We start from the raw sequence: 26,501 nt of genomic DNA on the forward strand, positions 1-26,501 counted from the left end.
CCTATGAAATAAAGCACGCTGAAAACGGTTATTTATTGTTCAATAACGATCGCCTACTCTGTCTCCATTGCCACCCGAGCAGTCGCCAGCTAGGAAATGGAGTAATCGTATTTCCTCTGACTGCGCAACTAGCCCGTCGGCGTAACACTCATAGAATAGGTGAAGAACATGTCTAATCTCTTTAGCCCCATTAAGTTGGGTCAGTATCAACTCGAGCACCGCATCGTGATGGCGCCGCTTACCCGTATGCGTTCAGGAAAGGGCGACGTGCCCAACCAATTGATGCGCGACTACTACTCACAGCGTGCGTCGAAAGGCGGATTTGTCGTGTCGGAGGCGACCGTCGTATCGCCTAACGGCAACGGCTATCTCGGCGCGCCTGGCATTTATTCGGACGGACAGATTCTGGGGTGGAGAAAGATTACTAATGCCGTTCACGAGAAGGGCGGTCGCATCTTTCTTCAGCTTTTCCACGCAGGCCGTCAGTCGCATCGCGATATGCAGCCCAACCGGGTATTGCCTGTCGGGCCGTCCGAAGTCGAATCGGAAGGTCTGGCCTACACCGCCAATGGCTGGGTTCCGAGTACGCCTAATCGGGCATTGACCCAGGCTGAGGTAGTGTCGCTGGTCGGAGATTTTCGTGCCGCATCAGCCCGCGGTCTCGAGGCAGGATTCGACGGGGTCGAGATTCACGCGGCGAACGGTTATATCATCGACCAGTTCTTGCAGGACGGTAGCAACCGACGCGACGATGTTTATGGCGGCTCGATAGAAAATCGCACGCGTTTCCTTCTTGAAATCACGAAGGCGGTGATCTCGATATGGGGTAGCAATCGGGTGGGCGTGCGCCTCGGACCGGACGGCTCGTTCGGTGACATGTCGGATACCGACCCGGTGTCGCTCTTTACACATGCTGTCAAAGAACTCGACCGGCTGGATTTGGCTTATCTCCATCTGATCGAACCGAGGGTGGCCGGCAATGCTGCCGACGATACCCGCGTCCAGTATCCCGTCGCAGCTCGTCAATTCCGCGAGTCATTCCGGGGGGTGATCATCGTAGCCGGCGGTTTCGATGAGGCATCGGCGAAGGCGATCATTTCCGAGGGTAGCGCTGACCTGGTGGCGTTTGGTCGCTTCTTTATCTCGAACCCTGACCTGCCTGAGCGCTTTCGCCGAGGCCTTCCGCTCAATAACTATGACCGCGATACGTTTTACGGCGGCACAGAAATCGGCTACACCGACTACCCGTTCTATCAGGACTCTGCTGAGAGTCTCGTAGGCTCGACGGAGCAGTTTGCCTGAGTCGTAACGTTAGGGGTCCTACGCCGCGTTCTAAGGGTGGTGCAGGACTCTTCGATCTCCGAGGATAAGGCTGTGGCACTTGGCAACGTGAACGACATTGCGACGTTCGTCGCCGTGGTGAAAGCAGGGAGCTTCACGGCGGCGGCTCATCAACTTGGCATTACGCGCTCGGCGGTCGGAAAAATCATCGCCCGCCCTGACGTGCGTCTGCAAGTACGCTTGCTTCACCGTACGCCACGAAGTATCGGCCTCACAGATGACGGCTCGGTTTTCTTTGCGCGCTGCACACAGATTATTGAAGATCTCGAGGAGGTCGAAACGGCGATGGCTGCGCGAAGCGCGACGCCGAAGGGTGCTCTTCGAATCAGCGTTCCCGTCGCGCTCGGCCACACGTAGGTTCGATCGGTAATGGAATCGTTTCTCGCGAGTTGGCCAGCCGTGACCGTCGACATCAGTTTCACGGATAGATTCGTGGACTTGGCGGACGAGGGTATAGCATCGCCATAAGAATTGGCGAGCCAAAGCCGGACTCGCGGTTGATCGCGCGTACTGTGGCGACACAGCGGCTTGCAGTTTGCGCTTCCCCGAGTTATTTCAAAGAGAGGGGGCTACCGGCCGCGCCGTCTGATCTCGTTAATCATGAGTGTCTTCATTTGTAAGTGCCGGACGAATTCAGCCCTGGAGCTTTACTGGCACCGGGAATCTGGCAATAGAGACAAGCGGCCGCTTGCGCCTGGACAGCGCCGAAGCGCTTGTCGCAGCGGCTATCAACGGCGCCGGCGTGATCAATCTTCCGACCTATCTCCTCGCGACGGAAATTCGCCAAGGACGACTACAACCAGTATTGGAGACGTTTGCCGTCGCGGGAACTCCGATTCGCGCAACCTATCCGTCGCGCCGACATTTGACTCCCAAGGTACGCGTTTTTATCGATCAACTCGTCGACGCTTGGCAACCTGCACCGCCATGGGAAACATGAAACTACCGAACTGGTGCCGGATAAAAGGCCTATATTTAGCTTTTGGTTTCCGGTGTCACGAAAGGTGGGAACCGCGACCTTTGACAAGGGGGAACTTCGGTTAGATTGCTGCGTGTTGGCAACGCCGCCTGGAATGATCTTAAGGAGCTGGATATGAACGACTTGTCGGAATTTGCAGTGAATGCTCACGGCGGACTGCAGCGGTGGAATGAATTCACAGAACTCCATGCGCCGGTATCGATTGGCGGCGCTATTTGGCAGTTCAAGCAGCAACCTGGTCTATTAACCGACAAGGTGTTCTCTCTCAAGACGCATGTGGAACAGCTAACCATTACGCCGTTCACCACCGAAAACCTGCAAAGTGTCTTTGTTCCTGGGCGGATGACGCTGGAAACACTCGCTGGCGATGTGGTCGAGACACGCGATCGCCCAGAAGAGGCTTATGCGGGCCACACGATTGAGAGTGCGTGGGACAAATTTCACGTCGCATACTTTGCTAGCGAGGCGTTGTGGACTTATTTGACCTCGCCATTCCTTTACACCTATCCAGGATTTGAGACGGAAGAAATCGAACCATGGACCGAAAATGGGGAGACGTGGCGTCGCCTGAAAATCACGTTCCCCGACTATATTGCGAGTCACACCAAAACACAGATCACCCATTTTGGACCTGATGGGCTGATGCGGCGCCACGACTATACGGTCGACATTCTCGGTGGGGCGACCGGCGCGAACTATCCGACGAATTATCGGGAATTTCAAGGCATCAAGATGCCGACTACGCGACGTATCTACGCCTACGATGATCGCCTCCAGAAGGTGCCGGAGCCTTTGCTTGTCTCGCTTGACTTCGGCGATCTCAAGTTCATCTGACGCAATTTCTCCTAAGCATGAATATCGCAAGGCCGTGCCGTGACTTATGACGTCTTTTTCACTCCGCTTCGATTGGGAGCACTCCAGCTCCCAAATCGAATCGTCATGCCGCCCCTGACAAGGATGAGAGCCGATGCGTACGGCACACCCCAGGCAATTAGTGCGACGTATTACGCCCAGCGAGCGGCAGCGGGTTTGATTATCACTGAGGCGACAGCGATCATCCGCCAAGGCCACGGGTATCCGCAAATGCCCGGCATTTACACGCCTTCGCAAATAGCGAGCTGGCGCGACGTGACCGATGCCGTGCACGCAGAAGGCGGCCGTATCGCGCTGCAGATTGTCCATCACGGACGTTGGTCGCATTCTTCATATAACGCAGATGGCAGCCTGCCTGTAGCACCGTCAGCGATTGCCGCGCCTGGAATGGCTTACACGCCACAGTTCCAGCAGGTACCGTATGAAACGCCTCGGGCACTTGAATTCGCCGAACTTGCGAACGTCACGGCAACGTTCAGGCGAGCTGCAATCAATGCAGTCGAGGCAGGATTCGACGCCGTCGAAGTACATGGTGCCAATGGGTTTCTGCTCGACCAGTTTCTGCAGGACGGTAGCAACCGCCGTACGGACAGCTATGGTGGCTCAGTTGAAAACCGCGCTCGTCTGCTGCTGGAAGTGGTCGACAGCATTTCAAGCGAGATCGGTTCAAACCGCGTTGGCGTAAGACTGTCGCCACATGGCAATCTTGGAGGGCTAAGCGACAGCGCCACTGTTCCTCACTTCAGTTATGTGATCGGCGAACTCAGCAGGCGCTCTATTGCTTATCTTCATTTGATTGAGCCACGCGCGTCTTCGGCCGGATTGGGAGACGATGCAAGCGTGGACAGCGCAAATAACGCTGCGTTATTTCGTCATCTATTTGCCGGACCGGTGATCACCGCTGGCGGATATACGGCGGAGACTGGCGCCACGGTTTTGACTGATGGTCTTGCCGACGCAGTCGCGTTTGGGCGGATGTTCATCTCCAACCCTGATCTTCCTGAGCGCATTCGTCGTCAGGTCCGACTTAACACGTTCGATCGGGCAACAGCGTACGGTGGGAGCGCTGTGGGCTATACCGACTATCCAAGTATGACCGACTAGGGAACGGCAGTCTGAGACTTTGCAATTTAAAGTGTCGCTCGTTTCGGCAGCATAGTCCTCGCTCCATACGCGAAGACGTCGAAATCGACTAACTATTCTCCCGGGTACAGAAAACTTATCCATCTAAAGTAGCAACTAGCTCGGTACTTTCGGCTCACAAGCGTGTAGTCTCGTTCCACTGAGGGATCCTTAAATATGAACGATCATGCTACTAAAGAAGCAAATGCGCTAGCCATCGTAAAAGCCTTCTATCAGGGTGCGGCGGAGGGGAGAATTATAGATTTCGAGAAATTGTTGGATGATGATTTCAGGTTATTCGTTCCTGATTATCTTCCGTGGGGCGGTCAATACGACAAAGCAGGGTATGTGTCGATTCTTCCCAAAGTAGCGGCGATACTTGACTTCACCAGATTGTCGTATGAAAGCTTAACTGTCCAAGGTGAGCACGTCGTAGCGTTAATACGAATTGCTGTGCAGGGCACTGACGAATCAATACTAATCTCCGAACACTGGGATTGTGCTCAAGGCAAGGCAACACGGCTTTTGGTTGCCTATTATGATCCAAAAGTCCTGCTGGATAGGGTCGTGTAACGCTGGGAAGTACCTACATCCAAGGAGCTTCAATGACCGCACAAGACTTCTCTTCTCGTGACGATGTCGTTAATCACAACGTTTATGCCTCGGTGAGACGGAGAGACGGTCTCCCGCAGGAACTCTTTGCAAATTATTGGCGCGATGTTCACGCAACGCTTTGTTCGCGCTTGCCGGGACTCAACTTTTACGTCCAGCAGCACTTTGATAGAAATCACTACGCAAATTTTTGGCCCATGGCAGAAGGCGTCCGCCGGATCAATGCGATACTTGATGGTTCAGCTGAACTAGGTTTTGCGAACCTCGAGCAACAAGCTATCTTCGCTGAGGCGGGGACCATTCTTTACCACGACGAGGCTAATTTTATTGGTGAAGCGGTTGCCTACAATTTGCGTAGTGGGTCGCTCACGCTCATTGACAAAGATGAGAATGCTTCTCGTAATGGTGCCGACCCGTTTCATCGTATCCACTTGTATATGAGTCGCAAACGAGGCAAGGACACAACAGCGTGGCTTACGGAAACGAGCACGGCTCTATCGCAACATGACTCGGTTATCAAGTGGAAGCTGCATCTCTTGGATCCGTACGACAACAACAGGCCCGCGCCCCCGTCTCCGAATGTTGAGCACTATGTGGAAGAGGACCGATTGAATCTAGCGGTTGCAGAAATCGCATTTTCTAGCCCCTTAGCGGCACAATCGCTTTTCTCCTCTCGAATATTCAAAGAAGTGCATGCCCCGCAGGCACAACATGTTGGTGCGATTGGCGTGTATCTCGTAAAAGGGTTCTATACGTTCGTTCGTGACGGTTGTCCAACCTTAGCCGGGCTTCGCGGGAGTCGAGTTGCAGAGCTGATCACCGAATTAGGCGCAACGAACCAGCTCGATGAAAAGGTGATGGCGCGATTCGCTTCTCGTTAGCGCTTACTCTTTGTGTTTGTTGAAGGTAAGCGGCTCGGCTGGGCCGTGTCCTCACGCGCGCGCGAGTGAGGCATGATGCTGATGGCGTGTTGGGGTCCGTGTAGATCAAGGGAGATCGTGTCCACGATCGGCGATCGTGGGCACGATCCATCCAAATCTATCCAGATCTACCCGATTGAGAGTGTGGCGGGGTGAGGGGTTTTAGTTTGTCAGCCACATTCCAAGGCAGCAATTCGTCGATGCGAGAGATCTTGTGATTTGGCAGCAGTTCGCAGCTAAGCTCGCTCACTTGCTTGACCTGCGTGAGAAGCGAGATCCGGCAGCGAGCAGCCAGATCAAGAAAGCAAGTTACAGCCTCTCCAATGTGGTCACGTATCTCGAGAGCAAGCTTGAGTCGCTGATCGACTATCGCACGTGGCAACGTGTAGGACGGCGAATCTCTACCGGCTTCGTCGAGTCATCGATCAACCGAATAGTTGGCTGTCGAATGTGCAAGAGCCAGCATATGCGCTGGAGTCGCGTGGGAGCACACAGTGTCGTACAGCTGCGCGTCGCGCTGTTGAACCAAGAATTCCACGAACTCGCACGGCGACAGTTTCCGTGGATTGGACAGCGACGCGTTACGTGGCCCTGGCAGAGAACATCCCAGGGTTTTTAACGGCTTCCAACAACACCAGATGTGACGCCGATGCAAACCCCGTGGCGAGAGCAATGTCAGCCACCGGCACATTCGAATACACCAGCAGATCGTGCGCACGTTCGAGCCGCAACTGCACGTAATAACGTGCGGGCGTCGCGTTCAGATGGCGTAGGAAAAGCCGCTCGAGCTGGCGCGAGGTCATGGCTATATCGGTGCCGATCTGCGATATGGGCAATGGCTCGTCCACATGCGCGCGCATCAGTTCGATCGCGCGCCGGATGCCGCGCGGCAGGCTTTCGTGGTTCTGATCGCGCCAGCCGCGCTGTTCGTCGTCGCTGTCGCGGATGCGTTCGTGGTGGAACTGGTTCGCAACGCGGACCGCGAGTTCAGGACCGTGTTGTTCCGAAATCAACTGCAGCATCATGTCGATCGCAGCAATGCCGCCCGAGCACGTCATGCGGTCGCGATCGATCTCGTATATCTTCCCTGAGCACATCAAGCCGCGAAACTCTTCGGTGAAGGCGGAAAGATTTTCCCAATGGATGGTGCACTGGTATCCCTCGAGCAGGCCGGCGCGCGCAAGCAAATAACTTCCCGTCGATAACGAGCCGATCACCGCGCCCGTGCGAGCCGCCCGGCGCAGCGCACGCAGGTATTCCGGCTCGAGCGTGGGGTCGAGACGCAGGCCGCCGCAAACGAAGATGTACTGCGCGCGGGTCATGACATCGTCGAGCTTGTGCGCCTGTAATTCAATGCCATTCGATGCATGCACCGGATTGCCGTCGAGACTTGCGAGCGTCCAGCTATAGAGCGACTTGTTCATCAGCCGGTTCGCCGAGCGAAGCGGTTCTATGGCTGAAGAAAGACTCATCATGGAGAGGCCGTCTACCAGCAAGAACAAAAAGGCGCTTTCGGCATCGGATGAATCTGGCTTGTCGGCGGATGCGTCTGGGCGCGCGTGGGAAGTCTGTTTTGTCATCACACCTGGGCGTTGCTTAAAGGGCTTCGTCGGATTGCGCTGGCAGCCGGATGTGTCGCTCGATCATAGTCGAAGTCTACGCCGATGGCAGGCAAAAAAAGAGCCAAGGCACGTCTGCCCATGCCGCCACGCACGCTTATTTTGAGCGCGAAGCGCGGCGATGCCTGATCCATACGACGCCAGAAAAACACAACACTGATAGTGGTAAGAATCGTGCCCGCGACCGCGCAAATGGGCGTGAGCGCAGGGAAAAAGTCTCCGCTTTTATCGCGCGCAAAAGCTCATGCGCCGGCGTCGAGCATCAACCCGCAAAAGCCGGTGGCAACAGCCGGTTCAAGGCCGCTGGACCCAGTCGGCAGTTTGCCAGGCAAATCGGAAACCGGCTCGCGTTTAAATGGCGCTGCGGTTTCGCGCGGCTTATCGGTGGGATCTTCTGCAGGCATGGCGTAGTCGACGTGGCACAGAGTGCCAGTGTATTGCGATAAGGTCGTCTTCGCGCGTTCCACAATTGCACCGGCATTCGACCGGTAAGATTCAGGGCTTATATTATGGATTGCGCGACGCCATACGACCGGTCAATTCAAGAGCAAACGGTAGCCCAGACAACTACTGGCCTTAAGGTCTGAAGATGAACGAACCGCTTACCGCAAGCTTGGAAACACCTGACGCTGCAGACGCTGGTGAAGGAACGCTATAGCAACGCATGGTCGCTACAATCGATGCCGCCGACACGCAGGTCAGCGAGGTGCTTGGAACCTTGCCGAGCCATCGGTCATTGCGTAACTATTCGGACGAGCCTCTGCCTGCGGATATTCTCGAGACGATCATGGCTGCGGCCCAGTCGGCATCGGGTTCGTCGAATCTTCAGGTGTTCAGCGTAGTGGCCGTGCGCTATACGGAGCGCACGGCGCGCCCTGCTGGCTTTGCGGGCAAACAGAGGCATGTGGCGGCGGCGCCCTTGCTGACCGTGCTTATTGCCGACCTGTGCGGCTTCGGCGAATTTCTCATGCGACCAGCGTGAACGCCCTCGACCCGGATTACTATGAACGGCATTATCGCCTTGCGGAAAATGAGGCGGCACGACGGAGGTGGGACGACTAATCAGAAAGCAGTCGACGGATTTTGGGCGAGTTCGGCGAATTCGCGCCATGCAGCGAATCGCGCTGCGAGCTGCTCGCGATAAAGTGAAGCGCCCAGCAGATGCCGCTTGAGTGCGAAATGTTGCCGGATCGGTCCGAAACACGAGAGAAATTTCTGTGTGCGTTTAGGGTCGCGAAAGCCGCGCATGCGTCGCTCACGTTCGCGCGTGGGTTGGTGGCTGTTCTCGGCTCGGTTGTTCAGTCGGGCTGCAGCTTTGACGAAGACAGGCTTCACGTTAGCCAGTTCTAGGATCTCGGCTTTTGCCGCCGGATAGCTGCGTAACTGATCGGTGACGATTTTGCGCGGTGTCGGGCTCGAACGCGCACACGCTTGAAGAAGCGTTTGGCAGCGGCTTTATTACGCCGTTTTTGCAGCAGGATGTCGAGTTCGGCACCATGCTCGTCGACCGCACGCAACAGCAGGTACGGTTCGCCACGTAGCGCGACGAACATCTCGTCGGGTGCCACGTGCTACCCTTCTTGCGTCGCATCGCTTTCACTCGATGGGCAAAGCCCTTACCCAACTTGTCACACCAGCATCGGATGGTCTCGTATGTCACGATCACGCCGCGCTCGAAAAGCAGTTCCTCGATTTCGCGCAAGCTCACTGGAAGCGGAAATATTATCGAACAGCGCAGCTGATGAAACCAGCTGGGAAACGGTGACCGCGATAGAGCGATTTCGATTTCTTCACCGCGTCATCTTTTACGACCCGTCACGCAACCTGACAAGGCCATTAGCAGTCCAAGGGTGCGTTTTTGTGCGGGTCGCGTTTCGTATTGCAGCAATGGCACCGAATTGATGCGCAGTGAAGCTTGCATCTAGACCCTGCAGTCGGCCCTCGATCTGTGTTTGGTGGGGCGAATCAAAAGCTGTTTATGGGGAAATTGGCGTAGAGGTTGCACAGCTGTCTCAAATCCAGAGGAAATGTGGTTCTACGTCTCACTTGCGCCATATACGAAAATGGACAGGAATTGGATTGGAGTTTTGATTAACCGCTCGGGTCCATGAGGAACGCTAGCTTCGAAAGTCATAGTATCCCCGGGATGCAACACGTAGGTTTGCTGACCGTGGCGGTATTCGATGACGCCCTTAAGCATGTGTATGAATTCGATGCCCGGATGCTCGAAGACGGGGAAAGTTTCTGATTCGTCATCCATTGTTATTAGGAAAGGCTCAAAGTTTTTCCGCGGGCCTTGGTCGTACGCGAGCAAGTGATAGGTATGACCGCGTTTGGTGCCCTTACGGACCACTTCCATCCCTTCGCCTTTCTTAACAAGCTGTGCGCCACCTTCCGGTACATCGAATCTGCGAAAAAGCGTGGACATGGAAACACCGAGCGCATTTGCAATTCGACTAAGTACATCGAGACCCGTCGAGGTTTGAGCATTCTCGATTTTAGAGAGCATGCCGCGGCTGATGTTGGCTTGTTCGCAAACTTGCGCGATGGTCAGCCCGTGGCGCTGGCGAAGTTCGCGAATCGTCGTGCCGAGATAGCGCTCTAGCGAGTTCTTGTTGTCTTCGCCGTTTGGCATTGCTGGACCTCGTAGAAAGCCAAGAGAGTAGCAGATCGTAGATACGAGTCTGCCCGATAAGTTTCATGGAATGAAGTTTTGTTGCATGTTAATAATTTTTTGCTCATACTTCGAACCTGCTTGCCTAAGATGATTTTAGCGAGAGCTGGACGCTCTTCACTGGCCTCGAGCCGGAGTTCTCGCTCCTCAAGCGCTCGGTGACCGGCACGCTTGAACCGTGTGACCCGAGCGATACGCTCGCCAAGCCTTGTTACGACTATAAGGGGTTGTCGCGCACCCGCGCCTTCCTCGAAACGCTGACCGAATCGATGCGCGCGGTCGGGATCGACGTCTATCAGATCGATCACGAGGACGGGAATGGCCAGTTCGAAATCAACTACACGTACACCGACTGCCTGACATCATGCGATCACTTCGTGTTCTTCAAGATGGCGGCATCTGAGATCGCGAACGAGCTGGGTCTCATCTGTTCGTTCATGCCGAAGCCCTTCGCGAACCGTCCGGGTAACGGAATGCACATGCATATGTCGATAGGCGACGGAGAACGCAATCTGTTCGCCGACAAGAGCGACAAGCTTGGCATGGGCCTATCCACATTGGGTTACCAGTTCACAGCGGGTTTGCTTGCGCATGCGCCCGCGCTCGCCGCGCTGTGCAACCCGACGGTCAACTCTTACAAGCGCCTTGTGGACCATGGATCTTTACAAGGATATTGGTTCACCCGCACAAGTGGCCGCGCGATATGACTTCGCCGGCCTCAAGGGCACGCATCTGGTCGGCCATACGCGCATGGCGACGGAATCGGCCGTCACGCCGGATCGCGCCCATCCGTTTACGGCGGGTGACGACTTCTGCTTGGTGCACAACGGCTCGCTTTCCAACGCGCATGGCGTGCGGCGCAAGCTGGAACCACAAGGCATTCACTTCGATACCGACAACGATACCGAAGCCGCTTGTCGCTTTCTCGAATGGCGCCTGCGCGAGGGCGACACATTACCGGTTTCATTGCAGAAAGGCTTCGAGGAGCTCGACGGTTTCTATACATTTTTGATGGGCACCGCTAGCGAGCTCGCGCTGATCCGCGATCCGTTCGCGTGCAAGCCCGCGGTGGTTGCGGAAAACGACGACTACGTCGCGATCGCGTCTGAATTCCGGTCGCTCGCGCATTTGCCGGATATCAAGAACGCCAGGGTCTTCGAACCCGCACCCGAGGAGATGTACGTATGGAAAGCCTGAGTTTCGACCTGGGGCGCTCGACAGTACGGGAATTGAACCAGTTTCTGCATCAGCCGGCGAACGAGCTGGCCGGGCAGGTCGTCTCCGTGCTTGCCCCGAATGGCGCGCACAACCTCGCGGTGGGCGTCGATGCGCCCGTCAAGGTAACCATTGCCGGACATGCCGGTTATTACGCGGGCGGCATGAACCAGCATGCCACCATTGAAATCGATGGAAGCGCGGGCACCGGCGTCGCTGAAAACATGATGAGCGGCCGCGTGCATGTGAAGGGGTTTGCGTCGAACGGGGCGGGCGCGTCGGCGCATGGGGGCTGCTCGTGATCGATGGCGACGCGGGGCTGCGCTGTGGAATCTCACTGAAAGGTGGCGACATCGTGGTCGGCGGCTCGGTAGGCAGTTTCTCGGCGTTCATGGCGCAGGCGGGCCGCATGGTGATCTGCGGCGATGCAGGCGACGCGTTAGGCGACTCGCTGTATGAAGCGGTTCTCTATGTGCGAGGTCACGTGAAATCCCTCGGCGCGGACGCCCAGTACGAACCAATGACAACTCCCGATCTTGAGGCGGTGCGCGAACTTCTCGATGCGGCCGGCATGGACCATGATCCGGCGTCGTTCAAACGGATCGCGTCGGCCCGCACGCTCTACCACTGGAACGCCGAAGCGAACCAGGAATATTGAACACACGCTCTCTGAGAAGGTCTCCATGGAAGCAAAATCGGTTCATTTCGCCCGCTTGCAGCAGGAAGAGTCGCAAGGCTACGACCGCAAGGCGATCGACTACATCCACTCGGCCGCGCAACGCGGGCTGTATGAAATTCGCGGTTTGGGCGCGAAGCGCCGCGTACCGCATTTCGACGACCTGCTTTTTCTGGGAGCATCGTTGTCGCGCTATCCGCTCGAAGGGTACCGCGAGAAATGCACGACGCGGACCGTGCTCGGTACTCGGTTCGCAACGAAACCGGTCGTGCTCGACATTCCCATCACGATTGCGGGCATGAGCTTCGGCGCGCTGTCGGCGAACGTCAAGGAGGCGCTCGGCCGGGCCGCCACAGCGATGGGCACCTCGACCACTACGGGCGACGGCGGCATGACACAGGAAGAGCGGCGTTCGTCGAAGACGCTGGTCTATCAGTGCCTGCCATCGCGTTATGGCTTCAATCCGGACGATGTGCGCCGTGCCGACGCCATCGAAATAGTGATCGGCCAGGGTGCAAAGCCGGGCGGCGGCGGCATGCTGCTCGGCCAGAAGATCAATCCGCGCGTGGCGTCAATGCGCACGCTGCCGGCAGGCGTCGACCAGCGTTCGGCGAGTCGCCATCCGGATTGGACCGGCCCCGACGACCTGGCGATCAAGATCCAGGAACTCAGAGAAATCACCGATTGGGAAAAGCCGATTTACGTGAAGGTCGGCGCGACGCGCGTGTTCAACGACGTCAAGCTTGCGATACACGCGGGCGCCGATGTCGTCGTGGTTGACGGAATGCAGGGCGGCACGGCGGCGACGCAAACCTGCTTTATCGAAAACGTGGGGATTCCGACGCTCGCGGCGGTGCGTCAGGCGGTGGACGCGCTCGAAGAACTCAACATGAAAGGCCAAGTGCAGTTGATCGTGTCGGGAGGCATCCGGACGGGCGCCGATGTCGCCAAAGCAATCGCGATGGGTGCGGATGCGGTGGCGATCGGGCAGGGCATGCTGATGGCGCTGGGCTGTAACAGCGACACCTATTTCCAGGACGGCGCGCTTCATTCGGCGGCGGCAGACTACGCCGCCCTGAACACGTCGCCGGGATTTTGCCATCACTGTCATACGGGCAAGTGCCCAGTCGGCGTGACCACACAAGACGCGTCGCTGGAGCAACGCCTGCAGCCGGACGAAGGGTCGCGCCGCGCACGTAATTACCTGAAGACGCTGAACATGGAACTCGCCACGATAGCCCGCGCCTGCGGCAAGCAAAACGTCCATCACCTCGAACCCGAAGATCTTGTCGCGTTGACTGTCGAGGCTGCGGCCATGGCGCGTATTCCGCTCGCGGGCACATCGTGGATACCGGGCTGGAAAGAGTAAGTCGAGTTGTCTCAGGAGATCTTACGGTTCTGCAAAGTTGAACGCCTTCCAATTTGATCCACCCATTCATCTGAGGCCCACCATGAGCAATCCGCAAAGCAGCACGCCCGCAGTGCCGGCATCTTCCGACGGCTTGCGTCCCGGCACATTGGGCTTTACCGAGGTTATCGGTCAATCCATCGCGAACCTGTCTCCGACCTTTACGCCGTCGATCAACGTGACCGCGATTGCAGCACTGGCGGGTGCGGGCACCTGGTTGATCTACGGCCTGTCAACCATCGGGCTGTTGCTGGTCAGCATGAGCATCATTGCGCTGTCAAGCCGGATCGCGACGGCGGGGTCGTTCTTCATTTACATCGCTCGCGCGCTCGGGCCGATGGCGGGCGGTATTGCGGGGTGGGGGCTGATTGCAGCCTACGTGGGAACCGCGATGGGGGTCGGCGCTGCCGGCGTGGTGTTCGTGCAGAATGCATTCGTGGCATGGGGCATCAATGTCCCATCGTGGGCGATTTACACGGTCTTCGTGGGCTTGGCCTGGTTCTTCTCCGCACGCGATGTAAAGCTTTCCTCGCGGTTATCGCTCGGGATCGAAGCGGCTTCCGTGGTGATCGTGGGCGGTGTGCTGATCTACGTGCTGGCGTTGCATCCGGAACATATCGTCGATCCCACGCAGCTGAAGCTGCAAGGGGTAAGCGGCAAAGGCATGGCGCAGGGAATGGTGCTGGGCATCTTCTCTTACGTCGGGTTTGAAAGCGCGGCCTCTCTTGGCCAGGAGACGAAGAACCCGTTGCGCGTCATTCCGCGCGCTGTCGTCTGGAGCCTGATATTGTCGGGGCTCTTCTTTATGTTCGTGGCGTATTCAATGACGATTGCCTATCATGATGACGCGACCAAACTTGGCGGTGATTCGGCCGTGCTCAACACTTTGCTCACGAGCGTCGGTGCGTCGTCACTGGGCCCGGTGTTTTATCTGATCGCTTCGGTCAGCGCGTTTTCGTGCGTGCTTGCGTGCATCAACTCATCGAGCCGATTGTTGTATTCGATGGGACGTTACCAGTTCGTGCACCGTTCCATGGGCATGGTTCACCGGACGCACCGGACGCCTTACTTAGCTGTCGCGTTCTCGTCGGTCCTGACCTTGGTCGTCTGCATTGCGATGCTCGGCACTGGCCCACTCAATACTTTCGGCTATACCAGTACGTTCGCTACCTTTGGTTTTCTTGTGACGTATTTTCTCGTCGCAGTGTCAGCGCCGATCTATCTGAAGAAGCAGGGCGAACTGAAGTCGATCAATGTCGTGTGGGGCGTGCTCGGCGCGCTTGCAATGGTCGGTGCAGTGATCGGCAGCGTGTACCCGGTGCCCGATTATCCCTACAACATTTTGCCTTATCTATTCGTTGCTTATATGCTTGTCGGCGCTGTCTGGCTGATGGCACTCAAGAAGCGCTCACCCCAGGTGCTGCAGAAGATCGAGCACGATCTGGAAGTTAGCGACGTGATGACTCACGGCAAAAAATAGATGAACGAACTTTTTTTCCTGGATAGCTCACCTGCATTGTTCGCGAGCAAGGTGCCGACGTTCTCGGTGACCGATCCGCTAATCGAGGCGGAATGAGCATCCAAGAATACGACATCCGGGTTCAGCCTGAGCGCGGCGAGTGCGCCGCGCTCGAGATCGGTTGCGTTTCTTCCACGGCCCGCAGCGCCAAAGCGGATCACATCAACGCAGACTATGTTGGCGTAATGTCTGGTGACCTAGCCGCCCGGGCTGCGCGCGGCATCACGATTGCGTTGGCCGATGGCATTAGCGGCAGCAAGGGCGGCCGGGTCGCGTCCGAACTCGCCGTGCGAACATTCATTGATGCTTACTACGGGCTGCCGCACACGTTACAGCCGGACGTGGCAGCAGGGCGTGCGCTTGAAGCAATACACGGTTGGCTGCATCATATCGGGCGTGTCGATCCCGAATTGAACCAGATGGCCGCTTGCTTCGCGGCGCTGATCGTGCGCCGAGCGACCGCTTATCTCGTCGCGGCGGGCGATGTACGGCTCTATCTGCTCCGAGATAGGCAACTCACCCAGCTAGGCGACGACGATGTGGTGCCGGTCGCCTTCGGCGCTTACGTGGCGCATGCGGTCGGCATGCATCCAGCGCTGGTAACGCGAATCGAGGCCATGGAGTTGCGAAAAGCGGACCGTCTGTTGCTGTGTTCCGACGGGCTGTATCGGCGCGTTCCGGTGCGTGAGTTGCAGGCGGTGCTGGCGGCAGGAGGCGCTGCTCTTGACACCGCGCGTCGGCTTAATGCGCTGGCGGTCGCCCGCGGCACGAAGGACGATGTGACCAGCGCAGTGATCGATGTCGGCAGTCTGCCTTTGCTCGATTTAGGCTACCTGGAGCGAGTGGTCGGCGCTTTACCCATTTTGGCTGTTCCAGATGCAGGAGATGTCGTCGACGGATACCTGCTGAAGAGCGTCCTGAACGACGGCTTTTATTCGCGGATTTTTACCGGCTACGATCTGGTTGATCCAGACACCGCGCTTGCATTGAAGTTTCCCAAGCCCCGTGTCGAGCAGGACGACAATGTACGCCAGTCGATCGTGCGCGAGCGCTGGCTGGCCGGCAAGATTGGCGATGAAGGTGTCCTCGCGCCGATACCCGTCGATCCCGCCCGGCAGACCCGGCTCTACGTAGTCATGCCGCTCGGCAAGGGTGTCACTCTCGAAAAACTGTTGGCAACACCGCCGCCTATTGCCCTGAACCGTGCGCTCGCGATCGCGCGAAATTTGGGCCGTTCAATCCACGCGCTGAATCGCCGCGAGATCTTTCATCGTGATATCAAGCCCGAGAACGTGCTTATCATCAAGGGCGATGCGACGCGCCTGCTCGATCTGGGATTCGGACATATGCCGGGCATGGGTGTACCTGAACCCGACGCTGCACCCGGGTCGCCTGCCTATATGGCGCCGGAGTTGATGAGAGGCGCAAAAGGGGATGCACGATCCGAAGTTTTCGCGTTCGGTGTAACGCTTTACCGCCTGTTCAGCGGCGGCCAGCTGCCCTATGGTTTCAATGGTCGCGTGCCGCTTTACCAGTACAGACCCGACGCGCCGGAATGGCTCGATCTGATCCTTGAAAAAACGATGCAGCCTGACCCTTCTCGCCGATATCAAGACGTGCTTGAAGTCTGCGCCGATCTCGAACGGTTTTCTAACGGGCGTGACACCTTGACGCCTGTTCGTCGCAAGTCCTTGCTCGAGAGAAATCCGGTGCTGTTCTGGCAGTTACTTGCGCTGCTATTGCTCGCGTTGGCAATGGGGTCGTTGATGCGACATTGAACACCATGATTTGGAACCAATGCTATGGACATCAATGCTGAAATCGCAAGAGCGGAAGCCAAGTGATTTGGAACATCGATGAGAGGTCTAAAGGCAAGAAGTATTGTCGACAAACCCTGTTTGGGACGAGAGGATGCCGCTTGGGCACAAACATCGAAGTTTCAAGTAATGACATTGCGGAGCTGACGCCGGGCGCTGAGAAAACCTAGAGCCGATATTATAAGCGGCTAGACCCTGTGATGTATGGAAGAGGGCGCTTTCGGCAATAGCCGAAAAGTGTCCAATTTTGCAGGTCAGTCCAGCCTGCGCCTTTTTCAGCCATTGACGGCAAGCATGTAAAAGAAGCGCAGGCCCTGCACAGTCAGGCGTACTTGATCGAGCCCGCCTCATGAAGTGAATCAGCAGGCCCTTGATGCTGATGGCTGTCCAGTTTTAATCGCGAAGATCCGCGATATACCGAAGTCGAATTTGGTCAGCAATAACGGCTGCGATAAGGATTGCTCCAATTACGACGGTCTGCAAGTAGGAATCGATACGTCCGAGGTTCATGCCGTTTTGTACCAAGTTGATAAAAATGGCGCCTAAGATCACGTTCTCAACCTTTCCGATCCCCCTCTTAAACTCACGCCAGCAATAACGCATGCAGCGATGGACTCCAGGGGCATCGTGGTGCCAATGTTAGCTTCTCCCGAATCCAAGCGTGCGGTGAGCAGGACCCCAGCGACCCCCGAAAGTCCAGCAGACAGCACAAAAACAAGGAATTGCGATTGGCGTGTATTGATGCCAGATAGTAGCGCAGCCCTCTCGTTGCCGCCAACCGCGTAGAACGCGCGTCCGACCCGCGTCCAGTTTATAAGTAGATAGGAAGCGCCAATGAGCAGAATTGTGATCCAAATCGGGAAGGGAATACCAAGGAACGAACCGAAGCCGACGACCGAGCCAAATTTGGGTGGCATCCCATAGATTGGCGTACCACCGGTTAGAAAAAGTGCAATCCCAAAACCCATTGAAGATACGCCAAGCGTCATGATAAACGGCGACACGCCAAAGAACGCGACGCCGAAACCGTTGACGACTCCGACGAGGACACCGGAAAGGAAACCCGCCAGGCAGCCAACCATGATGACTAATGGGATCATGTTAGGCCATACGGTCGCCAAGAACGACATCGTCAATGCTGAAACTACCGACGTTAGGGCAAGGATTGTTCCAACGGAGAGATCGAACCCACCGGCGAGAAGGACCATCATCTGACCAAGGGAGACAATAATAAGGAATGCAGATTGGCGGATTACGTTAGTAAGATTCTCAAGCGTGAGGAAGTTCGCGGACATTGAAGTAAAAATTGCTACCGCAACCACTAGCAGGATTGGAAGCACGCCAAGCTTAACAAATATTCGCTTGAGTTTTTGCGAAAGCACGTCGGTGCGCTGCTTATCAAGAATGACGAAGTCCACACCAATATTGAGCTGCCGCTGAGCAGCATCGAAGTCAACACTTCGAACATACCAAAGAGCCGTGATACCGAGGGCGGATTCAAACAATTGATTCGTCATAGCTGGTTGGTTTTACAAGGGTGATTCTCGCATTCTGCCGCAATCACCCATGACCCATCTTACTGGGTGGGGCGCGCCTCAAGGGCTCGCTACGCCGGGCTCACGCCCGCCCTTGACCCGCCAAACCCACTATATGAACGGCCTCCTTTGCGCTTGGATTTCGTGTGCTTTGACGGACAGGATAGGCTGCGCCTCTATATTCGTACATGGACTCCCGCCTATGAGCAAGATCGGTTTGCATTTTGAGGGTCACGACTGCGTCCGTACATTCGGCTTCTGATGTGCTTACTGCCGCACGAGCCATCATGGAAATCTGCGCGCTTGCTCCTCATCGGCCTTCTGGCTTCGTACTGCAGCCGTCGGATATATCAGGATCTGCAAGCGCCGGTCCGACCGGTTCGCCATGCTTGCCGCTTCTTGCGCAATCGCGGAAGAAATGAAACAGTACTCGATATCTGAAGCCTGCTATGCAGCCCTGAAACAGCCGTTGCCCGTCAATATGGCCCAAGCGATGCGCGCCGTCTTGTTCGCCAGGGCGATCGCCGCGATGCTCACGTGACGGCGTTGCATAACGGATTTGATCCACTGGCTGTGACTGTCATTGCGCCGACTCACGAAGTGCATTACCGCGCGGGCACCCTGTACAAGCAAAGTTCTTAGATAAGTGTCGCCGCGCTTTGTGATACCGCCTAATCGCGTTTTGCCTCCACTCGATCTTTGCATCGGCGTTAGCCCCAGCCAGGCTGCGAACTGTCTCCCATTCTTGAACTGCGAGGGATCGCCCACACTGCTCACGAGCGCAGTCGCAATAACCGGCCCAATTCCCGGAACTGTAGCGAGCCGCTGGCAGGCCTCATTGCTTTTGAATATCTCCGCTATCTCGGTGGCAAGTTCGTCGAGCCATTGCTGCAATGCCTTCAGTTGCTCAAGGTACATTGATCCAAGCCGTCTTAGCAAAGTGGTGATGCCGGAATCGGGGTCGTTGACCAGCGCCATCACCCCCTTTTTTAACTGCGGAAGACCAATCGGGAAGATCACACCCTCTTCGGCAAACATGCTTCGGATCTGATTGGACTTGGCAGTACGCTCCAGGACCAGTCGTTGGCGCATGCGATGCACCGATTGCAGCGACTGCTGTTCCGCGCTTTTTATCGCGACAAAGTGGATGCCCGCACGAGTGACTGCTGCACAGATCGCAGCCGCGTCATTCGCATCGTTTTTGCCGCCGATGAGGAATGGCTTTACGTACTGCGTTGGTAGCAACCGGACCGTATGACCTAAGGCAGTCAATTCACGAGCCCAAAAATGCGATCCGTGGCAGGCCTCGATGCCAATCAGACCAGATTCGAGTTTTGCGAAGAACTTCAGCACGTCACTTCGGCGAAGCTTTCGCTGAATGACCACTTTCCCGTGGCGATCAACGCCGTGAATCTGAAACACGTTTTTTGCGATGTCTAGACCGATGGTAAGCGTAGGCATTGACGTTCTCCCAGGAGTTGGTGCGGTCAGTGTCGCCCCGGAGGGGGCGGGAGTCCATACCATCAACCTTGTTGCAGCCTGTTTAGCTGCGGGTCCCTATGAAAGCCGCTGACCCGCGCCTCATTCCACTCACGAGCTCAAGGCTCATGTGGGTTTTCAGGCTTAGCGGATCCCGGTCCAACCTGGTTCGTCATCACATTTGATAGCCAACGCAACCTTTCGATGAGGCATCCTGTCTTGTTGGTACTGCTTTAACAACACCAGCTATTCAAGCTGGCTTCACGCTCAGGTGATCTTTTCGGTAAGGGGTATCATGCGCCAATATTGCCCAGATCGTTCTCGCCATCTTGTTGGCGAGTGCGACTGTCACAACGTTCAATGGTCGCCGCTTTTTCATTTCTTCGATCCATCTACCAGGCTCCTTTGCGTGAAATAGCACACTGCGGGCGCCGTGAATTAGCAAGGTGCGCACATAGGTGTCCCCTCTTTTACTGATACCCAATAGCTGTACCTTGCCACCCGATCCGGTTTGCCCCGGAACCAGACCAAGCCACGCAGCAAACTCTCGTCCCGATTTGAAGGCTTTCGCGTCACCCATCGTTGCGACTGCAGCTGTCGCGGTCAGCAAGCCAACGCCTGGTATGGCAGATATTGCCTTGCACGCTTTATCCTCTTTCATCCACGCCTGCAGGCGTCGTTCAATTTCGACAATTTGCTTATCCAGAGTTATCAGCCCATTCCATTGTTCACGCAGCGTGTCGATCAGGATCGCAGGTAGCCTATCAACCAACCGTTCGAGCACGCTTGGTATCGCCTTGTCCAGCGCCGTGCGCCCCTGGCCCATCACTTCACCGTATTCAGTCAGCAAACCACGAAGGCTATTGATTTGCATCGTGCGGAATTTCACGAGTTGCTGTCTCATTCGGTGCAGCGCCAGAACAGCTTGCTGGGCTTCGGTCTTCACTGCAACTGCTTTGCTGGGCATTTGCGTTGCCATCCAGATAGCGCGCGCGTCGGCAGCGTCATTTTTGTTTCCAGTATTGAAAGCCTTGACGAATTTAGCAGGCATCAGCTTTACCTCGTGACCCATTTCGACGAGTCGCCGTGCCCAATGTTGCGCACCGCCGCAAGCTTCCATCCCAATCCGACACGGTAAGCGATTCGCGAAGTGTTCGAGAAACGCTGCGCGCTTGACCGGTTTGTTCACGATTTCACCGGTGTCAAGGTCGACCCAATGCAGCTGGATGACGTTCTTTGCGATGTCTACACCCACGATCGTATGTTGCATTTTGGACCCTCCGGTTTGTCTACGAAGATCTTCATGATCTCCCAATTTAGGCAGTTTGATGCCATTGGCCCGTGAGGCGCCTCGCGTGCGTCCTGACCGATGGGCGGAGGCCGTTCATATCATTCCACTACAAATTCAAAAGAGGCATATTTTCTTTGCAGAAGGACGGCTCGAGCATCCCACGAAGTCCGTATCCGAGACCAATGTTATTTATTAATTAGTATAACTAAGTAATCGATTAGCTGTGGAGGCTATCGAAGATGCTGCGTCAATACCAGTAATTTTTTGTGGCGTGATGCCCGTTCCTAAGTTGAATCCGACGCCATGCAGGAGGGAATGGCGCTTCGCAATCACCCTGTGAAGCATACGGCGAGGCGTCGAAGAGGAGGCTCCGTAATTCGCTTTCGTCAAATAGCCCTTTAGGGAAAACCCCCTGCGCACAAACGGAATTTAGCTCCAAAACCGCGAGTTGAATGATATGGACGCTCCCCACCTAACGTGGTGTTTGACGTTAATGGCACTGCCGCAACAGAAATGCAAAATAGGGTAGATCATATTAGCTTCGCCGGTTAATCAAAGGGGATCCGTCATGACACATACCGTCGTTGGTGTGGATATCGCAAAGAACGTGATGCAAGTTCACTGGGTTGATCCTCAGACGGGCGAGGTCGTGAATCGACCGATAAAGCGAGCCGCTTTTCTCGAATATTTTGCTAACCGCTCGCCTTGTCTGATAGGAATGGAGTCGTGCAGCGGGTCACAACATTGGGCGCGGCAACTGGTCCAGATGGGTCACCAGGTAAAGTTAATGCCTGCAAAGTTCGTGAAAGCGTTCAATATTGCAAACAAAAGCGATGCTGCCGACGCACGTGCCATATGGATGGCGACTCAGATGCAAAGCAAGCCTGTGGCAATAAAGACAGAGTCTCAACAAGCTGTCCTAGCATTGCATAGGATGCGTCAGCAGCTCATCAAATTTCGAACGATGCAGATCAATAGTCTGCGAGGCTTGCTCACCGAGTACGGCGAAGTCATTGGCACTGGCCGCGCTGCTTTAGAGAAAGGCATAATCGGAGTTTTCGCCCGACTATCAGATCGGTTGCCTGTGATGTTGATCGATACGCTTCGTGAGCAGTGGAACGGGGTTGATGAGATCGATCGGCAAGTCGCGCAGATTGAACGGCGTTTAAATGAATGGATGAAGAACAATGAGGCCGTCAAGGCGATTGCAGCCATCCCGGGCGTCGGATTGCTTAGCGCGACGGCGGCGGTTGCAACGATGGGCGACGCAGGAACGTTCAAGTCCGGCAGGGAGTTCGCGGCGTGGCTTGGTCTTGTTCCCGCGCAGAGCGGCTCCGGAGGCAAGGTAGCGTTACTCGGCATAAGTAAGCGAGGCGATACCTATCTCAGAACATTACTCGTGCATGGCGCTCGAAGCGTTATCTATCATGTCAAAGAGCCCGGGGCGTGGGTGGAACAGATGAAACTACGGCGTCCACTAAATGTCGTCATAGTAGCCATGGCAAACAAATTGGCTCGAATTATATGGGCAGTGCTCGCCCATCAAAAGCCTTATCAGAAAGGTCACAAGAGCGTTCGACCCATCTGACACCAAGTTTAAAGGCACGATGCTGTAGGAAAGGATGGAGTGTCCAAAGTTGCGGCGGTATTTGAGTGTAATGACAGAGCAGGTCGGACCTGGGATTCACCAAGCCTGAAAATTTGTCTGAGCCACTGAGCTCGTGAGTTGAATGAGGCGTGAATCCGCGGATTTCATAGGGGCCCGCAGCGAAGCAGGCTGCAATAAGGCTGATGGTATGGACTCCCGCCCCCTCCGGGGCGACACTGACCGCACCAACTCCTGGGAGAACGTCAATGCCTACGCTTACCATCGGTCTAGACATCGCAAAAAACGTGTTTCAGATTCACGGCGTTGATCGCCACGGGAAAGTGGTCATTCAGCGAAAGCTTCGCCGAAGTGACGTGCTGAAGTTCTTCGCAAAACTCGAATCTGGTCTGATTGGCATCGAGGCCTGCCACGGATCGCATTTTTGGGCTCGTGAATTGACTGCCTTAGGTCATACGGTCCGGTTGCTACCAACGCAGTACGTAAAGCCATTCCTCATCGGCGGCAAAAACGATGCGAATGACGCGGCTGCGATCTGTGCAGCAGTCACTCGTGCGGGCATCCACTTTGTCGCGATAAAAAGCGCGGAACAGCAGTCGCTGCAATCGGTGCATCGCATGCGCCAACGACTGGTCCTGGAGCGTACTGCCAAGTCCAATCAGATCCGAAGCATGTTTGCCGAAGAGGGTGTGATCTTCCCGATTGGTCTTCCGCAGTTAAAAAAGGGGGTGATGGCGCTGGTCAACGACCCCGATTCCGGCATCACCACTTTGCTAAGACGGCTTGGATCAATGTACCTTGAGCAACTGAAGGCATTGCAGCAATGGCTCGACGAACTTGCCACCGAGATAGCGGAGATATTCAAAAGCAATGAGGCCTGCCAGCGGCTCGCTACAGTTCCGGGAATTGGGCCGGTTATTGCGACTGCGCTCGTGAGCAGTGTGGGCGATCCCTCGCAGTTCAAGAATGGGAGACAGTTCGCAGCCTGGCTGGGGCTAACGCCGATGCAAAGATCGAGTGGAGGCAAAACGCGATTAGGCGGTATCACAAAGCGCGGCGACACTTATCTAAGAACTTTGCTTGTACAGGGTGCCCGCGCGGTAATGCACTTCGTGAGTCGGCGCAATGACAGTCACAGCCAGTGGATCAAATCCGTTATGCAACGCCGTCACGTGAGCATCGCGGCGATCGCCCTGGCGAACAAGACGGCGCGCATCGCTTGGGCCATATTGACGGGCAACGGCTGTTTCAGGGCTGCATAGCAGGCTTCAGATATCGAGTACTGTTTCATTTCTTCCGCGATTGCGCAAGAAGCGGCAAGCATGGCGAACCGGTCGGACCGGCGCTTGCAGATCCTGATATATCCGACGGCTGCAGTACGAAGCCAGAAGGCCGATGAGGAGCAAGCGCGCAGATTTCCATGATGGCTCGTGCGGCAGTAAGCACATCAGAAGCCGAATGTACGGACGCAGTCGTGACCCTCAAAATGCAAACCGATCTTGCTCATAGGCGGGAGTCCATGTATGAATGTAGAACTGCAGCCCATCCTGTCCGTCACGCACTGAAAGACCTGGCGCAAAGGGGGGCGTCCATGTAGACCGATTTATGCCCACTCGGGCCGACATGATTTTGTCAATTCACATCAGTGCGACATAAATCTGTCAATTGGCGTTCATCCCAAATCCCGAAGTCAAACGATGAGAAGAATTCGAATCCCTACCGAAGTTGCGAAGCTATCTCGATGCAGTTATCGCGTATCTGGCCTGACGAGCCCGGTGAGGACCGGGATCGCTTCATATTAAAAGTTGGTGCTCAAGAGGCCTAAATCAGGAAGCTGCTGGCGGCATTTTCCTACGCGCAGGATGCAGAAATGCCGAACGGTCACGCTACGGTATGAAGAGCAACCACTATGCTTAAACAGATGACTTCTAATTTTTTGGCCTACCTGTATCCCATATTTTCTTTGCGGAAGGACGGCTCGAGCATCCCACGAAGTCCGTATCCGAGACCAATGTTATTCGTTAATTTGTATAACTAAGTAATCGATTAGCTGTGGAGGCTATCGAAGATGCTGCGTCAATACCAGTAATTTTTTGTGGCGTGATGCCCGTTCCTAAGTTGAATCCGACGCCATGCAGGAGGGAATGGCGCTTCGCAATCACCCTGTGAAGCATACGGCGAGGCGTCGAAGAGGAGGCTCCGTAATTCGCTTTCGTCAAATAGCCCTTTAGGGAAAACCCGCTGCGCACAAACGGAGTTTAGCTCCAAAACCGCGAGTTGACGGATTTATACGCGTAGTGTTGACGAAATTATGTCGGTCTACGAAAGGTGTCGGTCAGCGCCCGCCAGATAAGAAGATTCAGGCAAAAAAAGGCAGCAAACTGCGGGACCCCAAATCACCAAAAAAATGTCCACTCTGTGGATAAATTAATGTCCGCGAAAGAGACGCTCCCATGTCGACGTGGTGGACTCTTTTGGATCGCGCCGACGAGGTGTTCTGCCGGAACGGCCGCTGGGCTGGGGTTACGCTTCCTAATCGAGTGGTCGGGGATGGCGTGCGAGGGTTGGAGCACGGCGACCCGAAACTGAACGAGCAGGCCAAACGGGGATCTAAAAATGTGGGGAATGCCGGAAACACTGCGATTCTCTACAAAGTACAAACATCACGTTCGCTGCCAACGTGTTGCCTACCGCTGCCTCCGGTTTTGACTGCACTCGGATGCCGTGACATCTCCTCGCGAGTTATGCGCTGTCTATGATTTGTAATAGCTGATCCCTGGCGATCGTCAATTACACGCTACAACCAGCGTTAAACGTTATGACCTGGCCATGCGCGGCTGCGAAACATATCGATGAAGGCACGCAGCGGTGCGGGAAGTTGCCGCCTGCCGGGATAATAGAGAAAAAATGTTGGCAGGGTCGGGCACCATTCTTCTAGAACGCGCACCAGTTCGCCTCTTGCGAGCTGGTCTGCCACCAGCGCCTCATGAATGTGCGCCAGGCCAATGCCGCTGAGCGCACCAGCAATGATCAGAGCCCGGTCGTCCGCGATCAGCGGCCCGGACACATCGATCTTGATCTCTTCGGAGTCTTTCGCGAAAACCCACGGGTATATCGCGCCACTTGGATAGCGTCGGCCGATGCAAGCATGTCCGGTCAGATCGTGAGGTGCTCCTGGCATGTCGCGGCCAGTGAAATAGCCCGGGGAGCCAACTACGGCAAAGCGCAAACGGGGGCCCACAGGGATGGAGATCATATCCTGGCTCAGATCCGGGGCCGCCCGAATTCCGGCATCGAAACCTTTGCCCACGATGTCTACGATCCCGTCATCGGTGACGACCTCGAGCGTGATGCCAGGGTAGGCTGCGAGGAACTCAGTCATTACGGGTTTAATGACGAGCTCAGCCGCATTGCGAGGCACGTTGAGGCGCAGCGTGCCAGTTGGTCGGCTTTTCAACAGGCCAATCTCTTCGATCGCCTCTGCGATTTCACCTAATGCTGGCGCCACTCGCCGAAGTAGATGCTCGCCCGCTTCAGTCAAGCAAATGCTTCGGTTGGTCCTGTTGAACAGCCGCATGTCGAGCGTTTCTTCAAGGCTACGAACGGCGTGGCTCAGCGCAGACGGGCCGACGCCTCGCTCTTTCGCGGCTCGACGGAAGCTTTGATGCCGGGCCACTGCAAGGAAAACCTCGAGCGCCGGCAGATTAGGCATGGTCACAGATGAGCTTTTTTTCACCATATCGTTGAGCAAATTGCCGGGGTCACAAGTGGGCGATAGGCCGCTACCATAGGTTCTAGCCTGTGCGGACGTGAAG

18 protein-coding genes and 6 pseudogenes are annotated in these 26,501 nt (G+C 55.8%); 16 read left to right on the plus strand and 8 right to left on the minus strand.

Going from position 1 to position 26,501, the window contains the following annotated elements:
* Positions 1-168 precede the first annotated feature (168 nt).
* The 7 genes and pseudogenes from AXG89_RS23635 to AXG89_RS23665 all read left to right on the plus strand — a co-directional run.
* Positions 169-1,302, plus strand: a complete 1,134-nt coding sequence (locus tag AXG89_RS23635; RefSeq protein ID WP_062172878.1) for an alkene reductase — start codon at positions 169-171, stop codon at positions 1,300-1,302.
* Between the two features lie 72 nt (positions 1,303-1,374).
* Positions 1,375-2,281 (plus strand): annotated as a pseudogene (locus AXG89_RS23640) (LysR family transcriptional regulator).
* 153 nt (positions 2,282-2,434) lie between these two features.
* A complete protein-coding gene (locus tag AXG89_RS23645) occupies positions 2,435-3,154 on the plus strand; it encodes a hypothetical protein (RefSeq protein WP_062172880.1) in 720 nt (239 codons plus the stop codon).
* A 39-nt stretch (positions 3,155-3,193) separates the two neighbouring features.
* Positions 3,194-4,297, plus strand: coding sequence for an alkene reductase (locus tag AXG89_RS23650; RefSeq protein ID WP_062172882.1), 1,104 nt, complete (start codon positions 3,194-3,196; stop codon positions 4,295-4,297).
* A 195-nt stretch (positions 4,298-4,492) separates the two neighbouring features.
* Positions 4,493-4,888: a hypothetical protein gene (locus AXG89_RS23655; protein WP_062172884.1), complete on the plus strand. Its 396-nt coding sequence runs from the start codon at positions 4,493-4,495 to the stop codon at positions 4,886-4,888.
* 32 nt (positions 4,889-4,920) lie between these two features.
* Positions 4,921-5,808 (plus strand): EthD domain-containing protein, encoded by an 888-nt coding sequence (locus AXG89_RS23660; RefSeq protein ID WP_062172885.1) that lies wholly within the window; start codon positions 4,921-4,923, stop codon positions 5,806-5,808.
* A 259-nt stretch (positions 5,809-6,067) separates the two neighbouring features.
* Positions 6,068-6,466, plus strand: a pseudogene (locus AXG89_RS23665) (ISKra4-like element ISBusp5 family transposase); the annotation flags it as partial.
* On the opposite strand, the gene AXG89_RS23670 reads toward AXG89_RS23665, so the two are convergent.
* Positions 6,429-7,427 carry a GlxA family transcriptional regulator gene (locus AXG89_RS23670; protein WP_062172887.1) on the minus strand — a complete coding sequence of 333 codons (999 nt, stop codon included), beginning with the start codon at positions 7,425-7,427 and terminating at the stop codon, positions 6,429-6,431. The pseudogene AXG89_RS23665 and the gene AXG89_RS23670 overlap by 38 nt on opposite strands.
* Positions 7,428-7,708: 281 nt before the next feature.
* On the minus strand, positions 7,709-7,933 hold the full coding sequence (locus AXG89_RS23675) for a hypothetical protein (RefSeq protein WP_062172889.1): 225 nt from the start codon (positions 7,931-7,933) through the stop codon (positions 7,709-7,711).
* Between the two features lie 197 nt (positions 7,934-8,130).
* Between AXG89_RS23675 and AXG89_RS23680 the strand changes: the two genes are divergently transcribed.
* On the plus strand, positions 8,131-8,448 hold the full coding sequence (locus AXG89_RS23680) for a nitroreductase family protein (protein WP_062172891.1): 318 nt from the start codon (positions 8,131-8,133) through the stop codon (positions 8,446-8,448).
* A gap of 80 nt (positions 8,449-8,528) precedes the next feature.
* On the opposite strand, the pseudogene AXG89_RS23685 reads toward AXG89_RS23680, so the two are convergent.
* Positions 8,529-9,260, minus strand: a pseudogene (locus AXG89_RS23685) (IS6 family transposase).
* A 241-nt stretch (positions 9,261-9,501) separates the two neighbouring features.
* Positions 9,502-10,101: a helix-turn-helix domain-containing protein gene (locus AXG89_RS23690; RefSeq protein ID WP_062172894.1), complete on the minus strand. Its 600-nt coding sequence runs from the start codon at positions 10,099-10,101 to the stop codon at positions 9,502-9,504.
* Between the two features lie 146 nt (positions 10,102-10,247).
* Between AXG89_RS23690 and AXG89_RS23695 the strand changes: the two are divergent.
* The 6 genes and pseudogenes from AXG89_RS23695 to AXG89_RS23720 form a co-directional block, all read left to right on the plus strand.
* Positions 10,248-10,811, plus strand: a pseudogene (locus AXG89_RS23695) (type III glutamate--ammonia ligase); the annotation flags it as partial.
* Positions 10,792-11,337 (plus strand): annotated as a pseudogene (locus tag AXG89_RS23700) (class II glutamine amidotransferase); the annotation flags it as partial. The pseudogenes AXG89_RS23695 and AXG89_RS23700, both read left to right, overlap by 20 nt.
* Positions 11,325-12,013 (plus strand): annotated as a pseudogene (locus AXG89_RS23705) (protein glxC). The pseudogenes AXG89_RS23700 and AXG89_RS23705, both read left to right, overlap by 13 nt.
* A gap of 25 nt (positions 12,014-12,038) precedes the next feature.
* Positions 12,039-13,400, plus strand: coding sequence for an FMN-binding glutamate synthase family protein (locus tag AXG89_RS23710; protein ID WP_062172896.1), 1,362 nt, complete (start codon positions 12,039-12,041; stop codon positions 13,398-13,400).
* An 82-nt stretch (positions 13,401-13,482) separates the two neighbouring features.
* A complete protein-coding gene (locus AXG89_RS23715) occupies positions 13,483-14,919 on the plus strand; it encodes an APC family permease (RefSeq protein WP_062172898.1) in 1,437 nt (478 codons plus the stop codon).
* A 92-nt stretch (positions 14,920-15,011) separates the two neighbouring features.
* Entirely contained in the window at positions 15,012-16,736 is a 1,725-nt protein-coding gene (locus AXG89_RS23720) for a bifunctional protein-serine/threonine kinase/phosphatase (protein WP_062172900.1), read from the plus strand.
* A gap of 587 nt (positions 16,737-17,323) precedes the next feature.
* Here AXG89_RS23720 and AXG89_RS23725 read toward each other — a convergent pair.
* The 3 genes from AXG89_RS23725 to AXG89_RS23735 form a co-directional block, all read right to left on the minus strand.
* Positions 17,324-18,292, minus strand: coding sequence for an ABC transporter permease (locus AXG89_RS23725; RefSeq protein WP_335671982.1), 969 nt, complete (start codon positions 18,290-18,292; stop codon positions 17,324-17,326).
* A 465-nt stretch (positions 18,293-18,757) separates the two neighbouring features.
* Positions 18,758-19,771 carry an IS110 family transposase gene (locus tag AXG89_RS23730; RefSeq protein WP_062172902.1) on the minus strand — a complete coding sequence of 338 codons (1,014 nt, stop codon included), beginning with the start codon at positions 19,769-19,771 and terminating at the stop codon, positions 18,758-18,760.
* A 268-nt stretch (positions 19,772-20,039) separates the two neighbouring features.
* Positions 20,040-21,059 carry an IS110 family transposase gene (locus AXG89_RS23735; RefSeq protein ID WP_062172904.1) on the minus strand — a complete coding sequence of 340 codons (1,020 nt, stop codon included), beginning with the start codon at positions 21,057-21,059 and terminating at the stop codon, positions 20,040-20,042.
* Positions 21,060-21,648: 589 nt separating this feature from the next.
* Between AXG89_RS23735 and AXG89_RS23740 the strand changes: the two genes are divergently transcribed.
* A complete protein-coding gene (locus tag AXG89_RS23740) occupies positions 21,649-22,668 on the plus strand; it encodes an IS110 family transposase (protein ID WP_062172906.1) in 1,020 nt (339 codons plus the stop codon).
* Positions 22,669-22,934: 266 nt separating this feature from the next.
* On the plus strand, positions 22,935-23,948 hold the full coding sequence (locus tag AXG89_RS23745; protein WP_062172902.1) for an IS110 family transposase: 1,014 nt from the start codon (positions 22,935-22,937) through the stop codon (positions 23,946-23,948).
* A gap of 1,547 nt (positions 23,949-25,495) precedes the next feature.
* On the opposite strand, the gene AXG89_RS23750 is transcribed toward AXG89_RS23745, so the two are convergent.
* On the minus strand, positions 25,496-26,437 hold the full coding sequence (locus AXG89_RS23750) for a LysR family transcriptional regulator (protein WP_335671983.1): 942 nt from the start codon (positions 26,435-26,437) through the stop codon (positions 25,496-25,498).
* Positions 26,438-26,501: the final 64 nt, after the last annotated feature.

It is taken from the genome of Burkholderia sp. PAMC 26561, assembly GCF_001557535.2.
GTDB lineage: Bacteria > Pseudomonadota > Gammaproteobacteria > Burkholderiales > Burkholderiaceae > Caballeronia.